This window comes from Kouleothrix sp. 19917, assembly GCF_057073505.1.
On the sequence record NZ_CP097099.1, the window covers coordinates 5,422,857 to 5,443,631 of the forward strand.

Here is a 20,775-nt window from a genome sequence, read left to right on the forward strand (position 1 = left end):
GTGGCTTTCTCATTTCGCTTTCCGCTAATGCAATTCCACGTAAGGTTTTCGGGAAGTGAAAGGCTTTGTTGCTCATCGCAAATCCCAATCCCTAAACCCCAACCCCTAACCCCCGCGCTGAAAGCGCACTATGCTGTTGCAGTGCGCAAACGCGCCATGCGCGGGGCAACGAGCAGCGCCAGCCCAAACATCGCCGTCAGCACCAGCACAATCGTCGCGCCCGAGGCCACCGCGAAATAAAACGAGAGATACAGGCCAGCCACCACGCCAATCACCCCCTGAATCGCGCCAAGCAGCATCACCATTGGGAAGCGGCGCGCCAGCAAGGTGGCAGTGGCGGCGGGCGTCACCAGCATCGCCACCACCAGCACAATCCCCACCGTCTGAATTGCGATCACAATCGTCACCGCCATCAGCGCCAGCAGCAGCTCGTGCAGCAGGCCAACCGGCAGGCCAATCACCTCGGCCTGAATCGGGTCGAAGCTGAGCAGCGTCAGCTCCTTATACAGCGCCGCCACAATCGCCAGCATCAGCGCGCCGCTGATCGCAATCACCCACAGGTCGCCCGTGCCGATTGCAAGGACATCGCCCAGCAGCAGGCCGAACAAATCCTTCGTGTAGCTCTTGACTGTCGAAAGCAGCACGACGCCCAGCGCAAAGGTGCCCGCGAACAGCACGCCAATCGCCGTATCCTGGCTGAGCTTGCTGCGCCGCGTGATCGCGCCAATGCCAAGCGCGGTAAAAATGCCCACCAGCGCGCCGCCCAGCTCAAGGTTGAACTTCAACAAATACGCGATGACAACGCCCGGAAACGAGGCGTGCGCCAGCGCGTCGCCAATAAACGCCAGCTCTTGCAGCACCACAAACGCGCCAATCACCGCACAGATGATCGCGATCATGATCGCGGCGAGCAGGCCGCGCTGCATAAAGCCAAATTCGAGCGGGCCGGCCACGCAGGCCCAGAGTGAGGTGCATGTCATTATATTTCTCGTAGCAATACTATTTTGGAAGGCGAGACGCGAGACGCGCCCTTCGATACAGCCTTCGGCCTACTCAGGACGCTATTTTTTCTCTATGTCTCCCTCGCTGCATCAGGTCAGCGCGACTTCGGTGCCGTTGGCCAGCACGATCTGGGTGCCGTAGGTGCGCGCCAGGGTGGCGGGCGTCAGCACTTCGGCGGCGGGGCCAAGCGCCACCAGCCGGCGGTTCAGCGCCAGCAGGCCGTTGAAGAATTCCATGTTGCAGCGCAGATCGTGGGTGGTGATCAGCAGGGTTTTGCCGGCGCGCGCCAGCTCGGCCAGCAGGGCCAGGATGGACTCCTGGGTCGGCGCGTCCACGCCGCTGATCGGCTCGTCGAGCAGCAGCACATCGGGCTCCTGCGCCAGCGCCCGCGCCAGAAAGACGCGCTGCTGCTGCCCGCCCGAAAGCTGCGCAATCGGCCGGGTCGCCAGGGCGGCCATGCCCACCTGCGCAAGGCACTCCTGCGCAATGGCGCGGTCGGCCGGGCCGGGGCGGCGGAACCAGCCCAGCCGGCCGTAGCGGCCCATCAGCACCACATCGGCGACGGTGGCGGGAAAGCGCCAGTTGATCGCGTCGCGCTGCGGCACGTAGGCGATCTGGCGGCCGCGCCGGGCCAGCGCCTGCCCGCCAACGGCAACGCTGCCGGCCGCGCGCGGTACCAGCCCGAGAATAGCTTTCAGCAGGGTGGTTTTGCCCGCGCCGTTCGGCCCGATGATACCAACCAGCTGGCCGGCCGGCAGCGCAAACGAAATATCTTCCAGCGCGGGTTGCGCGCCATACTGGACGCTCAGGCCCTGCACGGCCAGCGCGGGCGTGGCAGCGAGCCGGGTTTCGAGTTTGGATTGGAGAGCGATCACGACGGTTATTCCTGTAATAATTTCTATGGAAGCGCGGAGAAACGTTTAACCACGAAGGCACGAAGACACGAAGGGCTGAAAGAATTTCTTATCCGCAGATTACGCAGATTACGCAGATAAAGCAGCCCTATAAGAACCAAGAACCAAAACTGAAAACCAGCCATCGCGCTATAAAGCAATCCTATTTGCATTTGTAGAGTGGATGACTCGTCCCCATCCCCTAACCTCCATCTCCTATCCCCCCACTATTGCAGCGCATCGACGATGGTGCGCATGTCGTAGCGCAGCATATCGGCGTAGCTCGCCACACCCGAGCCAGCCTCGCCCAGCGTGTCGGTGTAGAGGTTTGCCACGACTTTCACGCCAGCCTCGCGGGCGATGGTGGCGGTGAGCTGCGGGCTGAACTGCGATTCGGAGAACACAGCTTTGACATTTTGCGCTTTGATCTGCTGCACCAGCGCGGCCAGATCGCCCGCCGACGGTTCGCTTTCGGCGCTGCCAAGCAAGTTCCCGACGATGGTGAAGCCATATTCCTGCGCAAAGTAGGGCAGCGCGTCGTGGTTGGTGACGATTTTGCGCGACTCGGGTGGCAGCGCGGCGGCCTGCTGGCGCAGTTCTTCGTTGAGTGCCAGCAGCTCCTTGCTGTAGGCGGCGGCGTTGGCGGTGTAAATCGCGCGCCCATCCGGGTCGATGCCAATCAGGCCGTCGCGAATTTTTTCGACGTAGCGCGCACCAAAGGCCGCGCTCATCCAGAAATGCGGGTTGCCCTCGCGGAATTCGTCGTTTGCGCCGAGCGCGGGCAAACCTTCCGAAACGGCGATCTGCGGCTGGCCGGGGCGCGCAGCGTTGCTCAGCAGGTCGGCCAGCCAGCCCTCCAGACCGTGCCCGTTGTAGAAGACAATATCGGCCTCGGCCAGCGCGCGCGCATCGTCGGGGCTGGGCTGGTAGTCTTCCGGGCCGGCACCGACCGGGATGATATTCGTGACCTGCACGCGCTCGCCGCCGACGTGGCGAATCATGTCGGCCAGCACGCTCATGGTGGTGGCGGCACGAACTGTGCGCGCAGCGGGTGTGGCCGCAGGCGCTGACGCGCCACAGGCGGCGAGCAGCAATGGCAGCAGGGCGAGCAGAAACAGGCGGCGGCCGCGTGTGGGGCGAACGTTCTTTTCTGAGGTTGACATTCCGGGCTCCTGATGGGCATGCGAGATGCGTTCGATTTCCAGTAATTGATATTATATATCAATAAAAACGATATTTCAAATACATATTTAGTATGATATTGATATGTAATATCGTATTACTTGCTCAATTGATCGAATGAATGGATGTTCAATTGAGTTGTGCGTATTTCTTGACAGCCCCACGCGCGGGCGGTAGAGTAGGCCGCCCATCGCTACAGGAACCGCCATGCTGCAATTTGGCATCAACGTATCGATTCTGCTGCGCGAATACCCATTTCTGGAGCGCTTCGACCAGGCGGCGCGGCTGGGCTTTGGCGTGGCCGAGTTCTGGTGGCCGCACGGCGAAGATCTGCCCGCGCTGGCGCGGCGCGTGCGCGACTCTGGCCTGCGCGTGGCGCTCGTCAACTTCGACGGCGGCGACCTCGCGGCGGGCGAGCGCGGCCTGCTGAACGACCCGGCGCGGCTGCCGGCGTTTCGGGCGCATGTGCCTGTCGCGCTGGAGCTGGCCGCGCAGCTCGGCTGCCCGCGCATGAACGCGCTGGCCGGCAAGTGGCGCGCCGACGCCCCCCACGACGAGCAGCTGGCGCAGCTGCGCGAGCAGTATGCCTGGCTGGCCGCGCAGGCGCAGGCGGCTGGCGTGGCCGTGCAGATCGAGCCGCTGAATAGCTGGGACAATGGCCCGTGCGTGTTTACGCGCAGCCGCGAAACGCTGGAATTCATCGAGTCGGTTGGCGCGCCGAACCTGCAGCTGCAGTACGACATCTACCACATGCAGCGCATGGAAGGGAACATTGCCGCGACAGTGCGCGATCTGGCCGGGCGCATTGGGCATATGCAGTTTGCCGACTCGCCTGGGCGCAACCAGCCCGGCACCGGCGAACTGCGCTTCGGCTACCTGTTCGAGGCGATTGCCGCCAGCGGCTACACTGGCGTGATCAGCGCAGAGTACAACCCGCTGGGCGACTCAGCCGCGAGCCTGGGCTGGCTGCCGCCCGACCGGCGCGGGCCAGTTGCGCCGTCGGCGCTCAGGCTGTAGTTTTACCCATGAAGACACGAAGGTTTGAAAGAAGAATATAATCCACAGATTACGCAGATTCCACAGATTGTTTAGATATGGCCGACAGCAAAACGGTAGAGCCACAGAGGCCACTGAAGGTGATAATCAAAACTCGGAGTCCGTTCGGCTGAGCTCACGACGAAGCCTCGGTGTTCTCTGTGGCCCAATACTTCTGCACTTCGCTATAGTGTATCTGCGTAATCTGCGTAATCTGCGGATAAATTGATCTTCTGAAATCCGCATCAGAAAGGCCTGCGATGGACGCTGATCGGCTGCTGACGCACACGCTGCGCGCACACCCGCAGGGCCACGCGCTGGCCGAGATCATGGCGGCGGCGCTGGCGGCGGTTGAGCCAGCCGCAGCAGTGCGCGCCCATTTGCAGTGCGACGGCGACGCGATTGTGGTGGCCGGCCAGCGCTACGAAGCGGTCGGGCGGGTGCTGCTGGTGGCGGCGGGCAAGGCGGCCGCGCCCATGCTCAGCGCCGCCCGCGAGGTTTTGGGCGAACGCGCCACCGCTGGCGTGCTGGTAACCAAAGACAGCCACGTTGGCGAGATCGCGCCCGACGCGCAGTTCGCGCTGTTCGAGGCCGGCCACCCGGTGCCCGACGCGCGCGGCGTCGCCGGGGCCGAGCGGATCGCGGCGCTGCTCGCCAACACACAGCCCAATGATCTTGTGCTGGTGCTGATCTCGGGCGGCGGCTCGGCACTGCTGACCTGGCCCGCGCCGGGGCTGGAGCTGGCCGATCTGCAAGCCATGACGGGCGCGCTGCTGCGCTGCGGCGCGCCAATCGAGCAGATCAACACGCTGCGCAAGCACAGCACGCGCTTGTTTGGCGGGCAGCTTGCGCGCATGGCCGCGCCCGCCCGCGTCGCCGCGCTGGTGGTGTCGGATGTGATCGGCTCGCCGCTGGATGTGATCGCCTCGGGGCCAACCACGCCCGACCCGACGACGTTTGCCGACGCGTGGGCAGTGGCCGAGCGCTGGGAGCTGGCAGAAACCCTGCCGCCCGCATTGGTCGCACATCTGCGGGGTGGGCTGGCGGGCACGGTTCCCGAAACGCCCAAGCCCGGCGAGCCGCTCTGGGCGCGGGTGGCGAACACCGTGATTGCCAGCAATGTGCACGCCGCCGAAGCCGCCGTGGCCGCCGCACGCGCGCGTGGCTTCAACGCCATGCTGCTGACGACCTACCTCGAAGGCGAGGCCCGCGAGGTTGGGCGGGTGGCGGCGGGGCTGGCGCGTGAATTAGTCCTACGTAATGCGCCGCTGGCACGGCCAGCTCTGCTGGTGGCTGGCGGCGAAACGACGGTGACGCTGCGCGGCGAAGGGCTGGGCGGGCGCAATCAGGAGCTGGCGCTGGGCGCGGTTGAAGGCATGGCTGGCCTGCCCGGCGCGCTGGTGGTGGCGCTCGCAACCGACGGCGGCGATGGCCCGACCGACGCAGCGGGCGCGATAGTGGCCGGCGACACGCTCGCGCGTGCGCGGGCGCAGGGCCTCGCCCCGGCCGACTTCCTGCGCCGCAACGATGCCTACCACTTCTTCGCCGCGCTGGACGACCTGCTGCGCCCCGGCCCGACACAAACGAACGTGAACGACCTGCTGTTCGTGGCGGCACTGGGTGAGTAGCTGCGAAACCGCGAGCCTGAGAACGTTAACCACCAAGACACCAAGGCACCAAGGGTTTTCAGAATACTTCTTTGGGCTTGCGAATTGCGCATTCCAACGGCACCGCTGCTTCCCGCACTCTATGCTATACTACTGCGGCGTGCAGTTCAAACGGGACAGGTTGATATGCGCGAAGGCTTGGGAAAGCCAAAACGCTCCTGACTTCTGAATCCTGACTCCTGAATGCTGCTACTATGCCCCGCCCACGCAACGATGCCGGCGGCCAGCTGACGACGAAGAGCGCCCACGCGCCTGCCTTCGTCGTTCGTTTTTCCGCAGATACGAGAGAGATGCGCTATGGATGCCACGATTCACGAACTGCTTGACCTGATTGTCCGCTGGGTGCATGTGATCGCCGGCATCATGTGGATCGGCAACTCGCTGCTGTTCAACTGGCTCGACCGCAACCTGCGCCCGCTCGACGAACCAAAGGAAGGCGTGCAGGGCAAAATCTGGCTGCTGCACAGTGGCGCGTTCTACGAGGTCGAAAAGAAGCTGCTGCCGCCCGGCATGCCCTACCCCGAAAAAGTGCACTGGTTCATGTTTCAGAACCTGACCACCTGGGTTTCGGGCATCACACTCCTGATTGTGGTGTACTACATGGGCGGCGCAGCCTATATGGTCGACCCAAGCGTGGCCGATATCAGCGCCGGGCTGGCGATCACCATTGGCGTGTGCACGCTGGTGTTCGGCTGGCTGGTGTACGATTTCCTGTGGCGCTCGCCGCTGAGCAAGCAGAACCCGCAGCTCGCCGCGGCGATCTCGTTTATTCTCCTGATTGCCGTGACCTATGGCCTCGCGCAGGTGCTGGGCGGGCGGGCAGCCTACATCCACGTCGGCGCGCTGCTCGGCACCCTGATGACCGCGAATGTCTGGTTCTATGTCGTGCCCTCGCAGCGTGAGCTGGTGGCAGCCACGCGCGCCGGCAAGGCACAGGACCCCGCGCTCTCGAACCGCGCCAAACAGCGTTCCATCCACAACAACTACATGACCTTCCCAGTGCTGTTTATTATGGTTAGCAATCACTTCCCCAGCACCTACGGCAACGCGCTGAACTGGCTGATCCTGGCGATCCTGATGGTGGGCGGGGCGGTGGTGCGCCACTTCATGAACATCCGCTTCACCTACGGGCCGTGGCTGCGCTATGCCGCCGCCACCGCGATCATCGCCCTTTCGCTCGTGACGATCCTGATGGCGCGGCAGCGCGGCCCGGCCAGCGCGGCAGCCAGCGGCCCGGTGTCGTTTGTGGCAGCGCGCGATGTCATTCAGCGGCGCTGCATCCAGTGCCACGCGGCTCATCCTACCGACACGCAATTCACCGTCGCGCCCGCTGGCGTGATGTTCGACCAGCCCGAGGTCATTCAGCGCATGGCCGCCCGCATCAAAGAGCGCGCCGTCATCTCGAAAACCATGCCCTTCGGCAACAAAACCAATATCACCGACGAGGAGCGCGCGCTGCTGGGCGCGTGGATCGACCAGGGCGCGAAGCTCGACCAGTAAAGCAGGTTTGCAGGTTGCAGGTTTGAAAGTTGGAAGGTTGGCCATTAGCAAAGGAGACAAGGAGACAAGGAGACAAGGAAAGAGTTCCGCTCGTGTCTCGTGTCTCGCGTCTCGTGTCTCGTGTCTTGGTCGTCTTTCCACCTTCTTCGGCCGCGTCCTTCGATACGCGGCTGCGCCGCACTCAGGACGCGAAGGATTTTACAGATACGCTGCTGTCTTGCGTTCTCAAAAATCTCCGTGCCTCTGTGCCTCCGTGGTAATTTTTTTCGTTCGTCCTTGACCCTTTGCGCTCTTTGCGGTTAATCGTCTTTCTCCGGTCGTCCGTCGTCGGTGATCCTTCGTCCTTCGAGAGAAACTATGACGCACTCAAACTACGCCGCCGTGGTGATGCAGCGCTGCGATGCGCTGGCCGCCTGCACCGAAGAGCCGGGCCGCATCACGCGCCCCTTTGCCACGCCCGCCCTGGTCCGCGCCAATGCGCTCGTTGCGGGCTGGATGCGCGAGGCCGGCATGGCCGTGCACTCGGACGCGATTGGCAACATGGTGGGGCGCTACGCCGCCAGCGCGCCCGACGCGCCCACGTTGCTGCTCGGCTCGCACCTCGACTCGGTGCGCGACGCCGGGCGCTACGACGGCCCGCTGGGCGTGCTGGCCGCGCTCGCCGCCATGCAGCAGCTCCACGATGCGGGCGCGCGCCTGCCTTTTGCCATCGAGCTCTACGCCTTTGCCGACGAAGAAGGCGTGCGCTTCCACAGCACCTACCTGGGCAGCAGCGCCGTGGCGGGCCGCTTCGACCCGGCCTGGCTCGCGCGCACAGACGCCGGCGGCACCACCCTGGCCGAGGCGATTCGCGCTTTTGGCGGCGACCCCGCCGCGCTCCCCCGCGCCGCGCGCGAGCGCGACGACCTGCTCGGCTATGTCGAGCTGCACATCGAGCAGGGGCCGGTGCTGGAAGCGCACGATTTGCCGCTGGGCGTGGTGACGGCGATTGCCGGGCAGAGCCGCATCGCGGCCGAGTTTGTGGGCGTGGCCGGGCACGCCGGCACCGTGCCAATGGCCCTGCGCCACGACGCGCTCCCTGCCGCTGCCGAGCTGGTGCTGGCGGTTGAAGCCCACGCCCGCGCCACCGACGGACTGGTCGCCACGGTCGGCCAGCTTGGCGCGCAGCCCGGCGCAAGCAACGTCATCCCCGGCGCGGCGGCGCTCTCGCTCGATGTGCGCCACCAGAACAACGCGATCCGCGCGGCCGCGTGCGCGGCGCTCCACACCCGCGCCGAGGAAATTGCAGCGGCGCGCGGCCTGACGTTGCGCTGGGAAACCGTGCAGACTGGCAACGCCGTCGCCTGCGATGCGCGCCTGACCGAGTTGCTCGCCCAGGCGGTCGCCGACGGCGGCACGCCCGCCCTGCGCCTGCCGAGCGGCGCCGGCCACGACGCCGTGATGCTGGCGGGCATTGCGCCGATCGCAATGCTGTTTGTGCGCTGCGCGGGCGGCATCAGCCACAACCCCGCCGAGGCGGTGAGCGAGGCCGATGTAGCGGCTGGCATTGCGGCGCTGAGCCGTTTTCTGCGCTTGCTGGCTGGGTAGGAAAAAGCAGCGCCGTGCCTGTTCGGGCCGCCCTGCCCCATGCCCCGCCAATACCTGGGCACCTGCGCACCGCTTGACATTTCACCCTACGCTCGTGTATAGTTCGCGCTGTCAGATGGCTGCCATCTGACATCTTTCCCTATTTTCGTCCAATCTTGCCAACTGCACAGCGCTAAGGGCCACCACATGACCCTTCGGACACCGATTCGCAGCACATCGCTGGCTGAGCAGGCCGTCGCCATTCTGATCGAGCGGATTCGCGGCGGTGTGTACCCGGCTGGCACGCAGCTCCCGCCCGAGCACGAGCTGGCGGCGGCGTTTAGCGTCAGCCGCGCCACGATTCGCAGCGCGATTGGCGTGCTGGCCGAGCGCGGGCTGGTGGTGCGGCGGCATGGCGTTGGCACCTTTGTGAGCCAGATTCCGCGCCTGGCTAACCCGCTCAACGAAGCCGAGGATTTCGGCACCATGATTGCGCGCAGCGGCCTTGCGCCGGGCGTGCGCTTTGTGCAGGTGCAGCTGGCCCCGCCCGCGCCCGCCGTAGCGGCGGCGCTCGGGCTCGCGCCCGCCGACGAAGCCCTTCTGTCCAGCAAAATCTTCACCGCCGACGGCGAGCCAGTGATTTTCTGCCTGAACACTGTGCCGGTGCGCGTGCTTGGCGCGGCGCTGGCCGCCGAGGCTGTGCGCGAGCCGCAATTGCTCGAGCCGATGTTCGACTTGCTGGAGCAGCGCTGCGGCCAGCGCACCGAGCGGCAGGTCGCCAAAATCCAGGCCACCAGCGCGCGCAACTGCCCCTTCCCCGACCTGGCTCTCGCGCCCGAGACGCCGCTGCTGCTGATTGAGGAAGTGGGCTACACCGCCGACGCTGCGCCGATCTGGCATTCCTACGAGTATTTCCCGCACAGCCATATGACGTTCGAGCTGGTGCGCGAGCGCGCCCGGCGGTAAACCCAGTTGCAGGTTAGAAGGTTTGCAGGTTGCAAGTTCACGCTGCAACGTACAAACCTTCTAACCTGTAACTCGCAAACCTGCAACTCATGAATCCTTCCAAGGAGGATGTATCTATGTGGCAAACGTATTTGCAGCCGCGCACGCTTGAGGGCGCGCTGGCGCTGCTGGCCGAGCACGGCAGCGCGGCGCGGCTGGTGGCCGGCGGCACCGACGTGCTGGTCGAGCTGTCGCGCGGCGTGCGCCCCACTACAACGCTGATCGACATTGCCGGGCTGCGCGAGCTGAAGTATGCGCGCCGCGACGGCGACACGATTGCGATTGGCGCGCTGGCGACCCACAACGATATCATTGCCTCGGCCGAGTGCGTGGCGGGCGCGCTGCCGCTGGCGCAGGCGTGCTGGGAAGTCGGCGCGCCGCAGATTCGTGCCCGCGCAACGGTGGTGGGCAACCTCGTCACCGCCTCGCCCGCGAACGACACGATCACGCCGCTGACCGCGCTCGGTGCCGAACTGGTGCTGGCGAGCGTGGTGGGCGAGCGTGTCGTGCCGTTGCGCGATTTCTACACCGGCTTTCGCGCCACGGCCCTGCGCCCCGACGAGCTGGTGCGCGAAATTCGCGTGCCAGCCCTGCGCGACAAGCAGCGCGGCCTGTTCGTCAAGCTCGGCCTGCGCCGCGCCCAGGCGATCTCGGTGATCGATCTGGCGATTGTGCTGACCCTCGACGATGGCCGCGCCTCGGATGTACGCATCGCGCTGGGCTGCGTCGCGCCGACAATCGTGCGCGCGCCAAGCGCCGAAGCATGGCTGGCGGGCAAAACCCTCGACGCGGCCACCTGCGCCGAGGCGGGCCGGCTGGTCGCCGCCGAGATTCAGCCGATCGACGACGTGCGTGGCTCGGCGGCCTACCGCCGCAGCACGGTTGCCAGCCTGGTGTCCGAGGCGCTCGGGCGCATCGCTGCCGGCCGCGAGCGCGAAGGCTGGCCAGCCGCGCCGGTGCTGCTCGAAACGAGCCAGGAGTCAGGAGTCAGGGGTCAGGAGTCAGGGGGCGGCGCCTCATCCGAGGCGCCATTCGGAGCGACTGCTTCGCCCCAACCACTCACCGCCATCGAAACAACTATCAACGGCCAGCCATACACCCTCGGCGGCGACGCGCCCACCCAATCGCTGCTCGACGCGCTGCGCGACGAGGCCGGGCTGACCGGCGCGAAAGAAGGCTGCGCCGAGGGCGAGTGCGGCGCGTGCACGGTCTGGCTGAACGGCCAGGCGGTGATGGCCTGCCTGACGCCCGCCGGACAGGCGCACGGCGCGCACGTCACCACCATTGAAGGGCTGGCCGGCGCGGGCGAGGCGGCGCTGCACCCGCTGCAAAGCGCGTTTATTCGCAACGCGGCAGTGCAGTGCGGCTTCTGCATCCCCGGCATGATCATGGCCGGCGCGAAGCTGCTGGACGAATGCCCGCAGCCGACGGTCGAGCAGGCGCAGGTTGCGCTGAGCGGCAACATCTGCCGCTGCACCGGCTACCGCAAGATTCTGGATGCCGTGATGGAAGCAGCGGAGCAGGGTTCAGGAGTCAGGAGTCAGGAGTCAGAATGACCGGGCGCACGGGAACATATTCTGATGCCTGAATCCTCACTTCTGAAAACAATAGGAATGCACCCATGAACACAATCATTGGCGAAGCGCTGCCCCGCCCCGATGCGCTCGGCAAGGTCACGGGCGAAACCAACTACCCGGCCGACCTTGTGCGCGCCGGCATGCTGCACCTGAAGGTCGTGTTTGCCGGGCGCGCGCACGGCCGCATCGCCGCAATCGATACGAGCGCGGCGCAGGCCCACCCCGGCGTGGTGGCGGTGCTCACCGCCGCCGACGTGCCCTTCAACGCCTTTGGCCTGATCGATCACGACCAGCCGGTGCTGTGCGGCGACAAAGTGCGCTTTCAGGGCGACAAGGTCGCGCTGGTGGTGGCGGAAAACAAGCGCGCCGCCAATGCCGCTGCCCGGCTGGTGCAGGTGCGCTACGACGAACTGCCCGCCGTCACCGATGCGCGGGCGGCCATGCAGCCCGGCGCGCCGCTGGTGCACGAGGGGCGCGGCACCAACGTCCTGTTTAGCATGCCCATCCGCAAGGGCGATGTGGTGCAGGGCTTTGCCGAGGCCGATGTCGTGCTCGAAGACGAGTTCACCACGTCGTGGCAGGAACACGCCTTTCTCCAGCCCGAGGCCGGCATCGCCTATGTCGACGAGCAGAACCGCCTTGTGATCGAAACCGCCGGCCAGTGGCTGCACGAAGACCGCAAGCAGATCGCGGCCATGCTCGAGCTGCCCGAAGATCAGGTGATCATCCGCTACGCCGCGATTGGCGGCGCATTTGGCGGGCGCGAAGATCTGTCGATTCAGCATGTGCTGGCGCTGGCGGCCTGGAAGCTGCGCAAGCCGGTGGCGATGGTGTGGAGCCGCGAAGAGTCGATGATTGGCCACCACAAGCGCCACCCGATCACCGTGCGCTGCAAGTGGGGCGCGCGCCGCGACGGCACGATCACTGCGGTGCAGGCCGAGCTTGTGGCCGACGGCGGGGCCTACGCCTCGACCAGCCAGGAAGTGACGAAAGTGGCGGCGGTGTTCGCGAATGGCGCGTACAACGTGCCGAACATCCACGTCGACGCCTACGCGGTCTACACGAATAATGTGCCGAGCGGCGCATTCCGTGGCTTTGGCGCGCCCCAGGCGCAGTTCGCCAGCGAAAGCATGGTCACGCGGCTGGCGCATGCCCTGGGCATCGACCCGATTGAGATGCGGCGCAAAAACCTGTACCGCGAAGGCGATATCGAGCCAACCCAGCGCCCGCTGCCGCCCGGCGTGAGCGTGCGGGCGTGCCTGGAAGCAGCTGTCAGCGAGCTTCGCTCGCGGGGGATGGGGAATGGGAGTCAGGGGATGGAACAACCACAGTCTAACCCCCGCTCCCCATCTCCCAACCCCCATCTCCGCCGCGGCATCGGCATCGCCTGCGGCATCAAGAATGTTGGCTACTCGTTCGGCTACCCCGAGCAGGCCACCGCCACGGTTGAGCTGCGCGGCGAGCTGGCGATCGACGCGGCAACCGTGCGCGTGGGCGCGGCCGACGTGGGCCAGGGCACACATTTGGCGATGCGCCAGATCGCCGCCGCCGCGCTGAGCCTCGCGCCCGAGCACATCACCATGATCACGGACGACTCGAGCGAGGCGCCAAACGCCGGCAGCGCATCGGCTTCCCGCCTGACCCTCATGGCCGGCCGGGCGGTGCACGACGCCGCGCAGGAGGCGCTGCGCCTGTGGAACGAGGAAGAAGAGCGCCCGGCCATCGCGACGGTGCAGTTCCGCCCGCCGGCCACCACCCCGCTCGACCCCGTGACGGGCGCGGGCGTGCCGAACTACTGCTACGGCTATGTCGCGCAGGCGGTCGAGGTGGAGGTGAACACGCTGACTGGGCAGGTGCAGGTGCTGCGCATCATCAGCGCGCACGACGTTGGGCGGGCGATCAACCGCCAGCAGGTCGAGGCGCAGATCGAGGGATGTCTGGCGCAGGCGCTCGGCTACGCGCTGCTCGAACACTTCCAGGTGCGCGATGGCCGCGTGCTGACGCCGCATTTCAGCACCTACCTGCTGCCCACCGTGCTCGACATGCCCACTGAGATCGTGCCGATCATTCTGGAAGAAGCCGACCCGAACGGGCCGTTCGGCGCGCGCGGCATGAGCGAAATGGCGCTAGTGCCGCTTGCGCCCGCCATCGCCAGCGCCATCCACGACGCAACCGGCGCGTGGCTTTCGCAGCAGCCAATGACGCCCGAGCGCGTGCTTGCCGCAATCGACGCCGTGGGAAATACATAATCCACAGATTACGCAGATTACGCAGATTACAGCCGAGAGCCAAACGATTAGCCACAGAGAACACGGAGATCACCGAGCAATAAAACCAAACTCAGTGCCCTCTGTGCGCTCTGTGGCTTAACTAATCTGCCTTCGCTGTAGATACAGGTATCTGCGTAATCTGCGTAATCTGCGGATACCTATCAAAAATCGCTTGAAAAGGAAGAATCATGAAAACACTCCGCATTACCGTCGGCGGGCAGTTTGTGTACACCGCCCGCATGGAAACCGAAAACGCGCCGCTGACATGCGCCGCATTCGAGAAGCTGCTGCCCTACCGCCAGAAGATCATCCACGCGCGCTGGAGCGGCGAGGCCTGCTGGATTCCGCTGGGCGAGTTCGAGCTGGGCGTGAGCTTCGAGAACCACACCAGCCACCCGTCGCGCGGCGACATCCTGTTCTACCCGGGCGGCTACAGCGAAACCGAGATTCTGTTCCCGTACGGCAGCGCCTGCTTCGCCAGCAAAATGGGCCAACTGGCCGGCAACCACTTCCTGACGCTGCTCGACGGCCACGAGCAGCTGGCCGCGATGGGCCGCACGGTGCTGTGGCAGGGCGCGCAGGATATTGTCTTCGAGGCGCTGTAGCGCGTGGCCGGGGAATACAGCCTGCGCGAAGAACCCGACGCGCCTTACGAAGACGTCGAAACCGTGCGCTGGGGACTTTCGCGCTTCAACCAGCGCCACGCTGGCGACGACAGCTTCACGCCTGTGACGCTGCTGCTGCGCGATTCTGCCGGCGCGGTGATCGGCGGGCTGCTTGGCGGCACCTACTGGAACTGGCTGTATGTCGAGATTTTGTGGCTGGACGACGCGGTGCGCCGGCAGGGCTGGGGCAGCCGCCTGCTGGCGCGCGCCGAGGCGATTGCCGCCGAGCGCAAGTGCGTGGCCGTGCATCTCGACACCACCAGCTTCCAGGCGCGCGGCTTCTACGAGCGCAATGGCTACCACGTCTGGGGCGTGCTCGACGACATGCCGCCCGGCCACCAGCGCTTTTTCATGGCGAAACGACTACCGACCACTGACCACTGACGACCCGCCCGCTGTCGAGCGTTTGCAGAACCGCAGAACCAAGAACCGCAGAACAGGGTCAGGAACCTCGTCCTGAGTAGCGCGCAGCGCGTATCGAAGGGCGAAAACCACAAACCGAGAACCAGAAACCGTAACCACGAAGGCACGAAGACACGAAGGGAAGAGAAGCGCAGATTTGTAACCTGCGAACCCGCAACCTTCTAACCTGCAACCTGCAACTCTCTGCGCCGTTTGTGCTCTTTGCGGTTCATTTTCGGCCGGCGGTGGCCCGTTAAACCTGCAACCTGCCAACTTTCAAACCTCCGAACCTGCAACATAATCTCCGTGCCTCCGTGGTGAATTTCCCCCCGTCGTGGTTACGCAACCTTCCCAGCCAGGTCGGGAAGAAACCGGGAAGCGCATAGGTGCATGGGCTGATCCGCGCGGGCAAGCGGCATGCTACACTGTCCAAAACGTTCGCCACAGGATCGCCCATGCTCACCGAAGCCCAAGCTGCCGCGCCCCTCACCAGCCGCAACCTCCTGGTTCCGCGGCTCGGCTGGGTGGTGCTGTGCGCGATCATGAGCGGGCTGTTTGCGCTGAGCCTGTGGTTTCTGCACGGCGAGCTGCAAATCCCGTGCGGCGGCGTGCCCTGCACCGAGGACATGTTCTACCTCACGGCGGCGCAGATTGCGCAAATGCGCGCCGCCGGCTACGCGCCCAACTGGTACGCCTCCTACCAGATCGCCCTGTACATTATTTTCTTTCTGGTGCATGCCGGCCTCGCCACCGTGATGTACTGGCGCCGCCCGGCCGACGGCATGGCGCGCTTCACGGCGATCATGCTGCTGTGCTGGAGCGCGACTTTCCCCGGCACGCCGAACAGTCTGTGGGCAGCCCAGCCCGTGCTCGCTAACCTCGTCTCCGTCGGCGCGTGGCTGGGCGGGCTGCTGTTCTTTCTGTTTCTGCTAATCTTCCCGAACGGCACCTTCCCGTACCGCTGGATGTACCTCAGCTTTCTCTTTCTGGCGGCTTATGGGCTCGAAGTGGGCGCGCGCACGATGTTTGCGTCGTGGCTCGCGCCCGCTACCACCACACTGTTCATGCAAGTTCATGTGCCGCTGTTCGGCATCCTGATGGTGCTGACCCTCGCCATCCAGATCGCGCGCTACCGCCAGACCTCCGACATCATCGAGCAGCAGCAGACGCGCTGGGTGCTGTTTGGTATTGTGGGCGGCATTGGCTGGAACATCCTGCTGCTGGTTGGCACCTGGCTGATCGGCAGCGACTGGCTGACGACTCTGTCGGGCAAAATCGTGGGTAATGCGCTGATCTACGCCGGCTTTCTGCTCGTTCCGCTCTCGATCGGCGTGGCGATTTTGCGCTACCGCCTGTGGGATATCGACCTGCTGATCAATCGCGCGCTGGTGTATGGCGCGCTGACTGCCTGCGTCGTCGCGCTGTATGTGGTGGTGGTGGGCTACCTGGGCACGCTGTTCCGCACCCAGAACAGCCTCTCGATCTCGCTGCTGGCGACGGGCCTGGTGGCGGTGCTGTTCCAGCCGCTGCGCGAGCGCTTGCAGCGCAGTGTGAACCGGCTGCTGTATGGCGAGCGCGACAACCCTTACGCCCTGATGACGCGCCTGGGCCAGCGCCTGGAAGCGACGCTCGCGCCCGACGCCGTGCTGCCCACCCTGGCCGAAACCGTGGCCAGCGCGCTCAAGCTGCCCTACGCCGCAATTCTGCTCAAGCAGGCCGATATCTGGCGGCTGGCCGTTGAGCATGGCACGCCGCACGACGATCTCCAGCGCTTTCCGCTTCAATACCAGGGCGAAACGATTGGCCAGCTGCTGCTTGCGCCGCGCACCCCCGGCGAAACGTTCACCCCAGCCGACCGCCGACTGCTGGCGGTGTTCTTGCAGCAGGCCGGCGTCGCAGCCCACGCCGTGCGCCTGACTCGCGACCTGCAGCAGACCACTGAAGATTTGCAGGCGGCGCGCGAGCGCCTGATTAGTGCGCGTGAAGAAGAGCGCCGCCGCATTCGCCGCGACCTGCACGATGGCGTGGGTCCGGTACTTTCGAGCATGGTGCAGCGGCTGGATGTGGCGCGCAGCCTGGTGACGCGCGACCCAACCGGCGCGGTCGAAATGCTGGCCGACCTGAAGGGCGAAGTACGCACTACCCTGGCCGACATCCGGCGGCTGGTGTATGCGCTGCGCCCGCCCGCGCTCGACGAGTTCGGGCTGGTGGCGACCATCCGCGAGCACGCCGCGCACTACCAGCAGCCCGGTGGCCTGCAAGTCAGCGTCGATGCCCCGGCCGAGCTGCCGCCGCTGCCCGCCGCCGTCGAAGTAGCGGCCTACCGGATCGCGCTGGAAGCGCTTACCAATGCGGCGCGGCATTCGTGTGCCACGCGCTGCCAGGTGCAGATCTCGCTGGCGGGAACCGAAGGCCATCGCGCCCTCTGCATCGAGGTAAATGACGACGGGGTTGGCCTGCCCGACGAAATGCGCGCCGGCGTTGGCCTTTCCTCCATCCGCGAGCGCGCCACCGAGCTGGGTGGAACCTGGATTATCGAGCGCGGCACAACCGGCGGCACGCGCCTGGCTGCCTGGCTGCCGCTGCCAACGGAGTAAGGTATGGCTGAACAGATTCGCGTGCTGGTTGCCGACGATCATCGCTTCTACCGCGAGGGCGTGCGCACGCTGCTCGCCAGCGAGCCCGATATTGCGGTGGTGGGCGAGGCCGCCAATGGCGAAGAAGCGGTTGAGCGGGCCAACGAGCTTGAGCCCGACGTCATTCTGATGGACCTGAAGATGCCCGGCCTGAATGGCATCGAGGCCACGCGCCGCGTGCTCGACACGCAGCCACAGATCGCCATTCTGGTGATCACCATGTTCGATGACGACGACTCGGTGTTTTCGGTGATGCGGGCCGGCGCGCGCGGCTACCTGCTGAAGGATGCCGACCAGGAAGAGCTGATGCGGGCAATTCGTGGCGTGCACCACGGCGAGGCGATCTTCGGCCCGGCCATTGCCCGCCGCATGATGCAGTATTTCACCAGGCAGGCGCCGGGCACGGTCGCTGCGCCGGGCGCGCCGCCCTTCCCCGAGCTTACCGAGCGCGAGCGCGAAATTCTGACGCTGATCGCGCAGGGCCACGCCAACCAAACCATTGCGCAGCGCCTGGTGCTGAGCGTCAAAACCGTGCAGAACCATGTCTCGAATATTTTCGGCAAGCTGCAGGTGGCCAGCCGCGCCGAGGCAATTGTGCGCGCCCGCGACGCCGGGTTGGGCTGAGCGCAGAACCAAGAACCACACGAGGGTTTAGGGTCTGGGGTTTTGGGATTGGGTTTGCCAGCCCGCAACAGAATCGAGAACCGCAGAATCGCAGAACCACAGAACCGCAGAACCACAGAACCACAGAATCGCAGAACCGAGAACCGCAGAATCGCAGAACCACGGAACGGCAGAATCGCAGAACCACGGAACCACAGAACCGAGAACCACGGAACGGCAGAACAGGGGCAGGAACCTCGTCCTGAGTAGCGCGCAGCGCGTATCGAAGGGCGAGAACCGAGAGCCAAAAACCGAGAGCCAAGAACCTACAGCTCTTCGCGCGCTTTGCGCCCTTTGCGGTGACATATCCCGTTGTTGGCCGCCCCAATCGTCAATCGTAAATCCCAAAACCTCCGTGGTGATTTTTCGTTCGGCGGGCAGCACCCCACCGCGTGAACCAGAACAGCGCGCCCGGCACTGCCGCCCAGACCGCGTAACTCACCAGCAGCACCGCCACAAACGACCAGCCAAGTAGCCAGTAGCTGCAGATCTCTGCGATGTCGGTTGGGGAACGGCCTTGGCTCAGCAAGCAATGCATGTGGCAATGACTGCGAGCGACAGAATCATTGGTATAATGCGCTCAGTTTGCCTACTGCCACCAGGAGCCTATGAGCATCGCCGATCTCATCCCGCCCATGATTGCCATTCCGTCCGGCCCATTCCTGATGGGCACGCCCGAGCGTGATCTGAGCGCGCTGGCCCAGGCCTACGGCGGCACCCGCGAGTCATATCGCGAAGAGGCGCCGCAGCACGCGCTGGCGCTGGCGGCTTTTGCGATCGGGCGCATGCCCGTCACCAATGCGCTGTATGCCGAGTTCACTGCCGCCAGCGGCGCGCGCGCTCCTGTGGGCTGGCGCGGCCCGCTGCCGCCCGAGCGCCTGCTCACCCACCCCGTCACCGATGTAAGCTGGGACGAGGCGAATGAGTTCTGCTACTGGCTCAACAACCTGCGCCTGCCGCTTGGCCCTGGCGGTGTGGCGGCGCGCTTCCGGCTGCCCAGCGAGGCCGAGTGGGAGAGGGCTGCTCGCGGCACCGACGGCCGCACTTTTCCGTGGGGCGATGCCTGGCTGGCTGATCTGGCCAACACACGTGAAAGCGGGCTGGCCAGCACCACGGCGGTGGCTGCTTACCCGGCCGGCGCCAGCCCCGACGGCTGCCTCGACATGGCCGGCAATGTCTGGGAGTGGACGGCCTCGCTCGATGCGCTCTACCCCTACGCGCCCACCGACGGCCGCGAAGCCATGCGCGCACCCGGGCGGCGCATCCTGCGCGGCGGCTGCTACGCCAACCCACACGGCTTTGCGCGCTGTGCCTGTCGCTTCCGGCTGCTGCCCAAAGTGCGCAACGAATTCCTGGGCTTCCGGCTGGCAATCTAGGCGGCTTTTCAGATAAGTTCGAAACTCAACCACGAAGGCACGACGACAGCGAATTGCGGTTTGCAGAACACTTGATCATTCATGCACGGCAAAAAAACGCATCGGAGTGCGGAAAAAGCAACTGCCTGCTGCCGACTGCAAACTGCAATAAAGCTCTCCGTGCCTCTGTGTCTCTGTGGTAAACGTTCCTGGCGTTCTTGTGTGAATGGTTTTCCAATCGGCGTTTTCCGTGTGGGTCTAATAAACCTCGAATCGTGAACAGGTACAATGGCAGGTATTCGCCACAACCAGGCCGCGCCATGATTCACCCGCTCGCCTGGCTGGGCTGGCTGGCCGCCGTGCTGGCCGCGCTTTCGGCCACGCGCAACCCGCTGCATCTGGCGCTGGTGCTGCTGTGCATCCCGGTCGTGCAGGCCGCCGCGCGCCCGGCCGAGAACCGCGCGCTCATGCCGGTCGCGCCGCTGCGGCTGGCGCTTGTGCTCGCAGGAGTCGCGGCGCTGCTGAACGCGCTGAGTGTGCGCGCCGGCAGCACGGTGCTGTTTCGCCTGCCGGGGTGGCTGCCGCTGGTGGGCGGCGCGGTGACGCTGGAGGCACTGGTGTTTGGCGCGCTGAACGGGCTGACGCTGGCCGGCCTGCTGGTGGCGTTTCTGGTGGCGCAGCAGGCCATGCCCACCAGCGCACTGATCGGCCTGATCCCACGCGCCTTCTACCCGCTGGCGGTGGTCGCTTCCATTGCAATCACCTTTGTGCCAGCCACGGTGCGCCAGGCCCGCCAGATCCGCGACGCGCAGGCAATTCGCGGCCACCGCGTGCAGAAGGTGCGCGATTGGCTGCCGCTGCTGATGCCGCTGCTGATCGGCGGGCTTGAGCGCGCTTTTGCGCTGGCCGAGGCGATGGTGGCGCGCGGTTTCGCCCATGCCGAGCAACCTGCCCACGCCAACCGTGTGCGCGCGGCAATTGTGGGCGGGCTGGCGGCGCTGCTGGCCGGCTGGATGCTCGTGCTGGCCTGGGGTCAGTTCGCGCTTGGCCGCGCGCTGATGCTGGCCGGCGCGCTGCTGCTGATTGGCACGCTCTGGTGGCTGGGCCGCCGCTCGCCGCGCACGCGCTACCGCCAGTCGCGCTGGCTCGGCGCGGATGTGTCGGTGCTGATCGCGGCGGCGGTGGCGCTGGCCGCCTTCACCCTGCCGCTGCCCGGCATCAGCCACGCGGCGCTGCTGTATTACCCCTACCCGCAGCTGCAATTGCCGCCCTTCGACCCCGCGCTGGGCTTTGCAACGCTGGGGCTGGCCTGGCCCGCCGCCGCGCTCGCCTGGGCGCGAGAGTGAAGCGGGTTGCA

16 protein-coding genes are annotated in these 20,775 nt (G+C 65.6%); 13 read left to right on the forward strand and 3 right to left on the reverse strand.

Translation table 11 applies throughout. The features are described from left to right. Nucleotides 1–128: 128 nt before the first annotated feature. The 3 genes from M1P90_RS21900 to M1P90_RS21910 form a co-directional block, all read right to left on the reverse strand. Nucleotides 129–980: a metal ABC transporter permease gene (locus tag M1P90_RS21900; RefSeq protein ID WP_483697516.1), complete on the reverse strand. Its 852-nt coding sequence runs from the start codon at nucleotides 978–980 to the stop codon at nucleotides 129–131. A gap of 111 nt (nucleotides 981–1,091) precedes the next feature. After that, the gene (locus M1P90_RS21905; protein WP_483697517.1) at nucleotides 1,092–1,877 is read right to left on the reverse strand and encodes a metal ABC transporter ATP-binding protein; all 786 of its coding nucleotides are present in this window, start codon (nucleotides 1,875–1,877) and stop codon (nucleotides 1,092–1,094) included. 245 nt (nucleotides 1,878–2,122) lie between these two features. Continuing rightward, entirely contained in the window at nucleotides 2,123–3,058 is a 936-nt protein-coding gene (locus M1P90_RS21910; protein WP_483697518.1) for a metal ABC transporter substrate-binding protein, read from the reverse strand. Between the two features lie 226 nt (nucleotides 3,059–3,284). Between M1P90_RS21910 and M1P90_RS21915 the strand changes: the two genes are divergently transcribed. The 13 genes from M1P90_RS21915 (at nucleotide 3,285) to M1P90_RS21975 (ending at nucleotide 20,764) form a co-directional block, all read left to right on the forward strand. Next, nucleotides 3,285–4,094: a hydroxypyruvate isomerase family protein gene (locus M1P90_RS21915; RefSeq protein WP_483697519.1), complete on the forward strand. Its 810-nt coding sequence runs from the start codon at nucleotides 3,285–3,287 to the stop codon at nucleotides 4,092–4,094. A gap of 278 nt (nucleotides 4,095–4,372) precedes the next feature. Further along, nucleotides 4,373–5,740 (forward strand): glycerate kinase type-2 family protein, encoded by a 1,368-nt coding sequence (locus M1P90_RS21920; RefSeq protein WP_483697520.1) that lies wholly within the window; start codon nucleotides 4,373–4,375, stop codon nucleotides 5,738–5,740. Between the two features lie 336 nt (nucleotides 5,741–6,076). Then, the gene (locus tag M1P90_RS21925; protein ID WP_483697521.1) at nucleotides 6,077–7,279 is read left to right on the forward strand and encodes a urate hydroxylase PuuD; all 1,203 of its coding nucleotides are present in this window, start codon (nucleotides 6,077–6,079) and stop codon (nucleotides 7,277–7,279) included. Between the two features lie 357 nt (nucleotides 7,280–7,636). After that, nucleotides 7,637–8,866 carry an allantoate amidohydrolase gene (locus M1P90_RS21930; RefSeq protein ID WP_483697522.1) on the forward strand — a complete coding sequence of 410 codons (1,230 nt, stop codon included), beginning with the start codon at nucleotides 7,637–7,639 and terminating at the stop codon, nucleotides 8,864–8,866. A 186-nt stretch (nucleotides 8,867–9,052) separates the two neighbouring features. Beyond that, the gene (locus M1P90_RS21935; RefSeq protein WP_483697523.1) at nucleotides 9,053–9,811 is read left to right on the forward strand and encodes a GntR family transcriptional regulator; all 759 of its coding nucleotides are present in this window, start codon (nucleotides 9,053–9,055) and stop codon (nucleotides 9,809–9,811) included. 116 nt (nucleotides 9,812–9,927) lie between these two features. Beyond that, nucleotides 9,928–11,406 carry an FAD binding domain-containing protein gene (locus tag M1P90_RS21940; protein ID WP_483697524.1) on the forward strand — a complete coding sequence of 493 codons (1,479 nt, stop codon included), beginning with the start codon at nucleotides 9,928–9,930 and terminating at the stop codon, nucleotides 11,404–11,406. A 65-nt stretch (nucleotides 11,407–11,471) separates the two neighbouring features. After that, a complete protein-coding gene (locus M1P90_RS21945) occupies nucleotides 11,472–13,676 on the forward strand; it encodes a xanthine dehydrogenase family protein molybdopterin-binding subunit (RefSeq protein WP_483697526.1) in 2,205 nt (734 codons plus the stop codon). A 209-nt stretch (nucleotides 13,677–13,885) separates the two neighbouring features. Then, nucleotides 13,886–14,302: a DUF3830 family protein gene (locus tag M1P90_RS21950; protein ID WP_483697527.1), complete on the forward strand. Its 417-nt coding sequence runs from the start codon at nucleotides 13,886–13,888 to the stop codon at nucleotides 14,300–14,302. Nucleotides 14,303–14,305: 3 nt separating this feature from the next. Continuing rightward, on the forward strand, nucleotides 14,306–14,746 hold the full coding sequence (locus tag M1P90_RS21955; protein WP_483697528.1) for a GNAT family N-acetyltransferase: 441 nt from the start codon (nucleotides 14,306–14,308) through the stop codon (nucleotides 14,744–14,746). A 473-nt stretch (nucleotides 14,747–15,219) separates the two neighbouring features. Beyond that, entirely contained in the window at nucleotides 15,220–17,361 is a 2,142-nt protein-coding gene (locus tag M1P90_RS21960) for a sensor histidine kinase (protein WP_483697529.1), read from the forward strand. A 3-nt stretch (nucleotides 17,362–17,364) separates the two neighbouring features. After that, nucleotides 17,365–18,024 (forward strand): response regulator, encoded by a 660-nt coding sequence (locus M1P90_RS21965; protein WP_483697530.1) that lies wholly within the window; start codon nucleotides 17,365–17,367, stop codon nucleotides 18,022–18,024. 647 nt (nucleotides 18,025–18,671) lie between these two features. After that, the gene (locus tag M1P90_RS21970; RefSeq protein WP_483697531.1) at nucleotides 18,672–19,439 is read left to right on the forward strand and encodes a formylglycine-generating enzyme family protein; all 768 of its coding nucleotides are present in this window, start codon (nucleotides 18,672–18,674) and stop codon (nucleotides 19,437–19,439) included. Nucleotides 19,440–19,738: 299 nt separating this feature from the next. Continuing rightward, nucleotides 19,739–20,764: an energy-coupling factor transporter transmembrane component T gene (locus tag M1P90_RS21975; RefSeq protein WP_483697532.1), complete on the forward strand. Its 1,026-nt coding sequence runs from the start codon at nucleotides 19,739–19,741 to the stop codon at nucleotides 20,762–20,764. Nucleotides 20,765–20,775: the final 11 nt, after the last annotated feature.

Coding starts and splice junctions, on each gene's coding strand:
- M1P90_RS21900 (WP_483697516.1), bottom strand. CDS start 980: ATGACATGCACCTCACTCTGGGCCTGCGTGGCCGGCCCGCTCGAATTT.
- M1P90_RS21910 (WP_483697518.1), bottom strand. CDS start 3,058: ATGTCAACCTCAGAAAAGAACGTTCGCCCCACACGCGGCCGCCGCCTG.
- M1P90_RS21915 (WP_483697519.1), top strand. CDS start 3,285: ATGCTGCAATTTGGCATCAACGTATCGATTCTGCTGCGCGAATACCCA.
- M1P90_RS21920 (WP_483697520.1), top strand. CDS start 4,373: ATGGACGCTGATCGGCTGCTGACGCACACGCTGCGCGCACACCCGCAG.
- M1P90_RS21925 (WP_483697521.1), top strand. CDS start 6,077: ATGGATGCCACGATTCACGAACTGCTTGACCTGATTGTCCGCTGGGTG.
- M1P90_RS21930 (WP_483697522.1), top strand. CDS start 7,637: ATGACGCACTCAAACTACGCCGCCGTGGTGATGCAGCGCTGCGATGCG.
- M1P90_RS21935 (WP_483697523.1), top strand. CDS start 9,053: ATGACCCTTCGGACACCGATTCGCAGCACATCGCTGGCTGAGCAGGCC.
- M1P90_RS21940 (WP_483697524.1), top strand. CDS start 9,928: ATGTGGCAAACGTATTTGCAGCCGCGCACGCTTGAGGGCGCGCTGGCG.
- M1P90_RS21945 (WP_483697526.1), top strand. CDS start 11,472: ATGAACACAATCATTGGCGAAGCGCTGCCCCGCCCCGATGCGCTCGGC.
- M1P90_RS21950 (WP_483697527.1), top strand. CDS start 13,886: ATGAAAACACTCCGCATTACCGTCGGCGGGCAGTTTGTGTACACCGCC.
- M1P90_RS21960 (WP_483697529.1), top strand. CDS start 15,220: ATGCTCACCGAAGCCCAAGCTGCCGCGCCCCTCACCAGCCGCAACCTC.
- M1P90_RS21965 (WP_483697530.1), top strand. CDS start 17,365: ATGGCTGAACAGATTCGCGTGCTGGTTGCCGACGATCATCGCTTCTAC.
- M1P90_RS21970 (WP_483697531.1), top strand. CDS start 18,672: ATGAGCATCGCCGATCTCATCCCGCCCATGATTGCCATTCCGTCCGGC.
- M1P90_RS21975 (WP_483697532.1), top strand. CDS start 19,739: ATGATTCACCCGCTCGCCTGGCTGGGCTGGCTGGCCGCCGTGCTGGCC.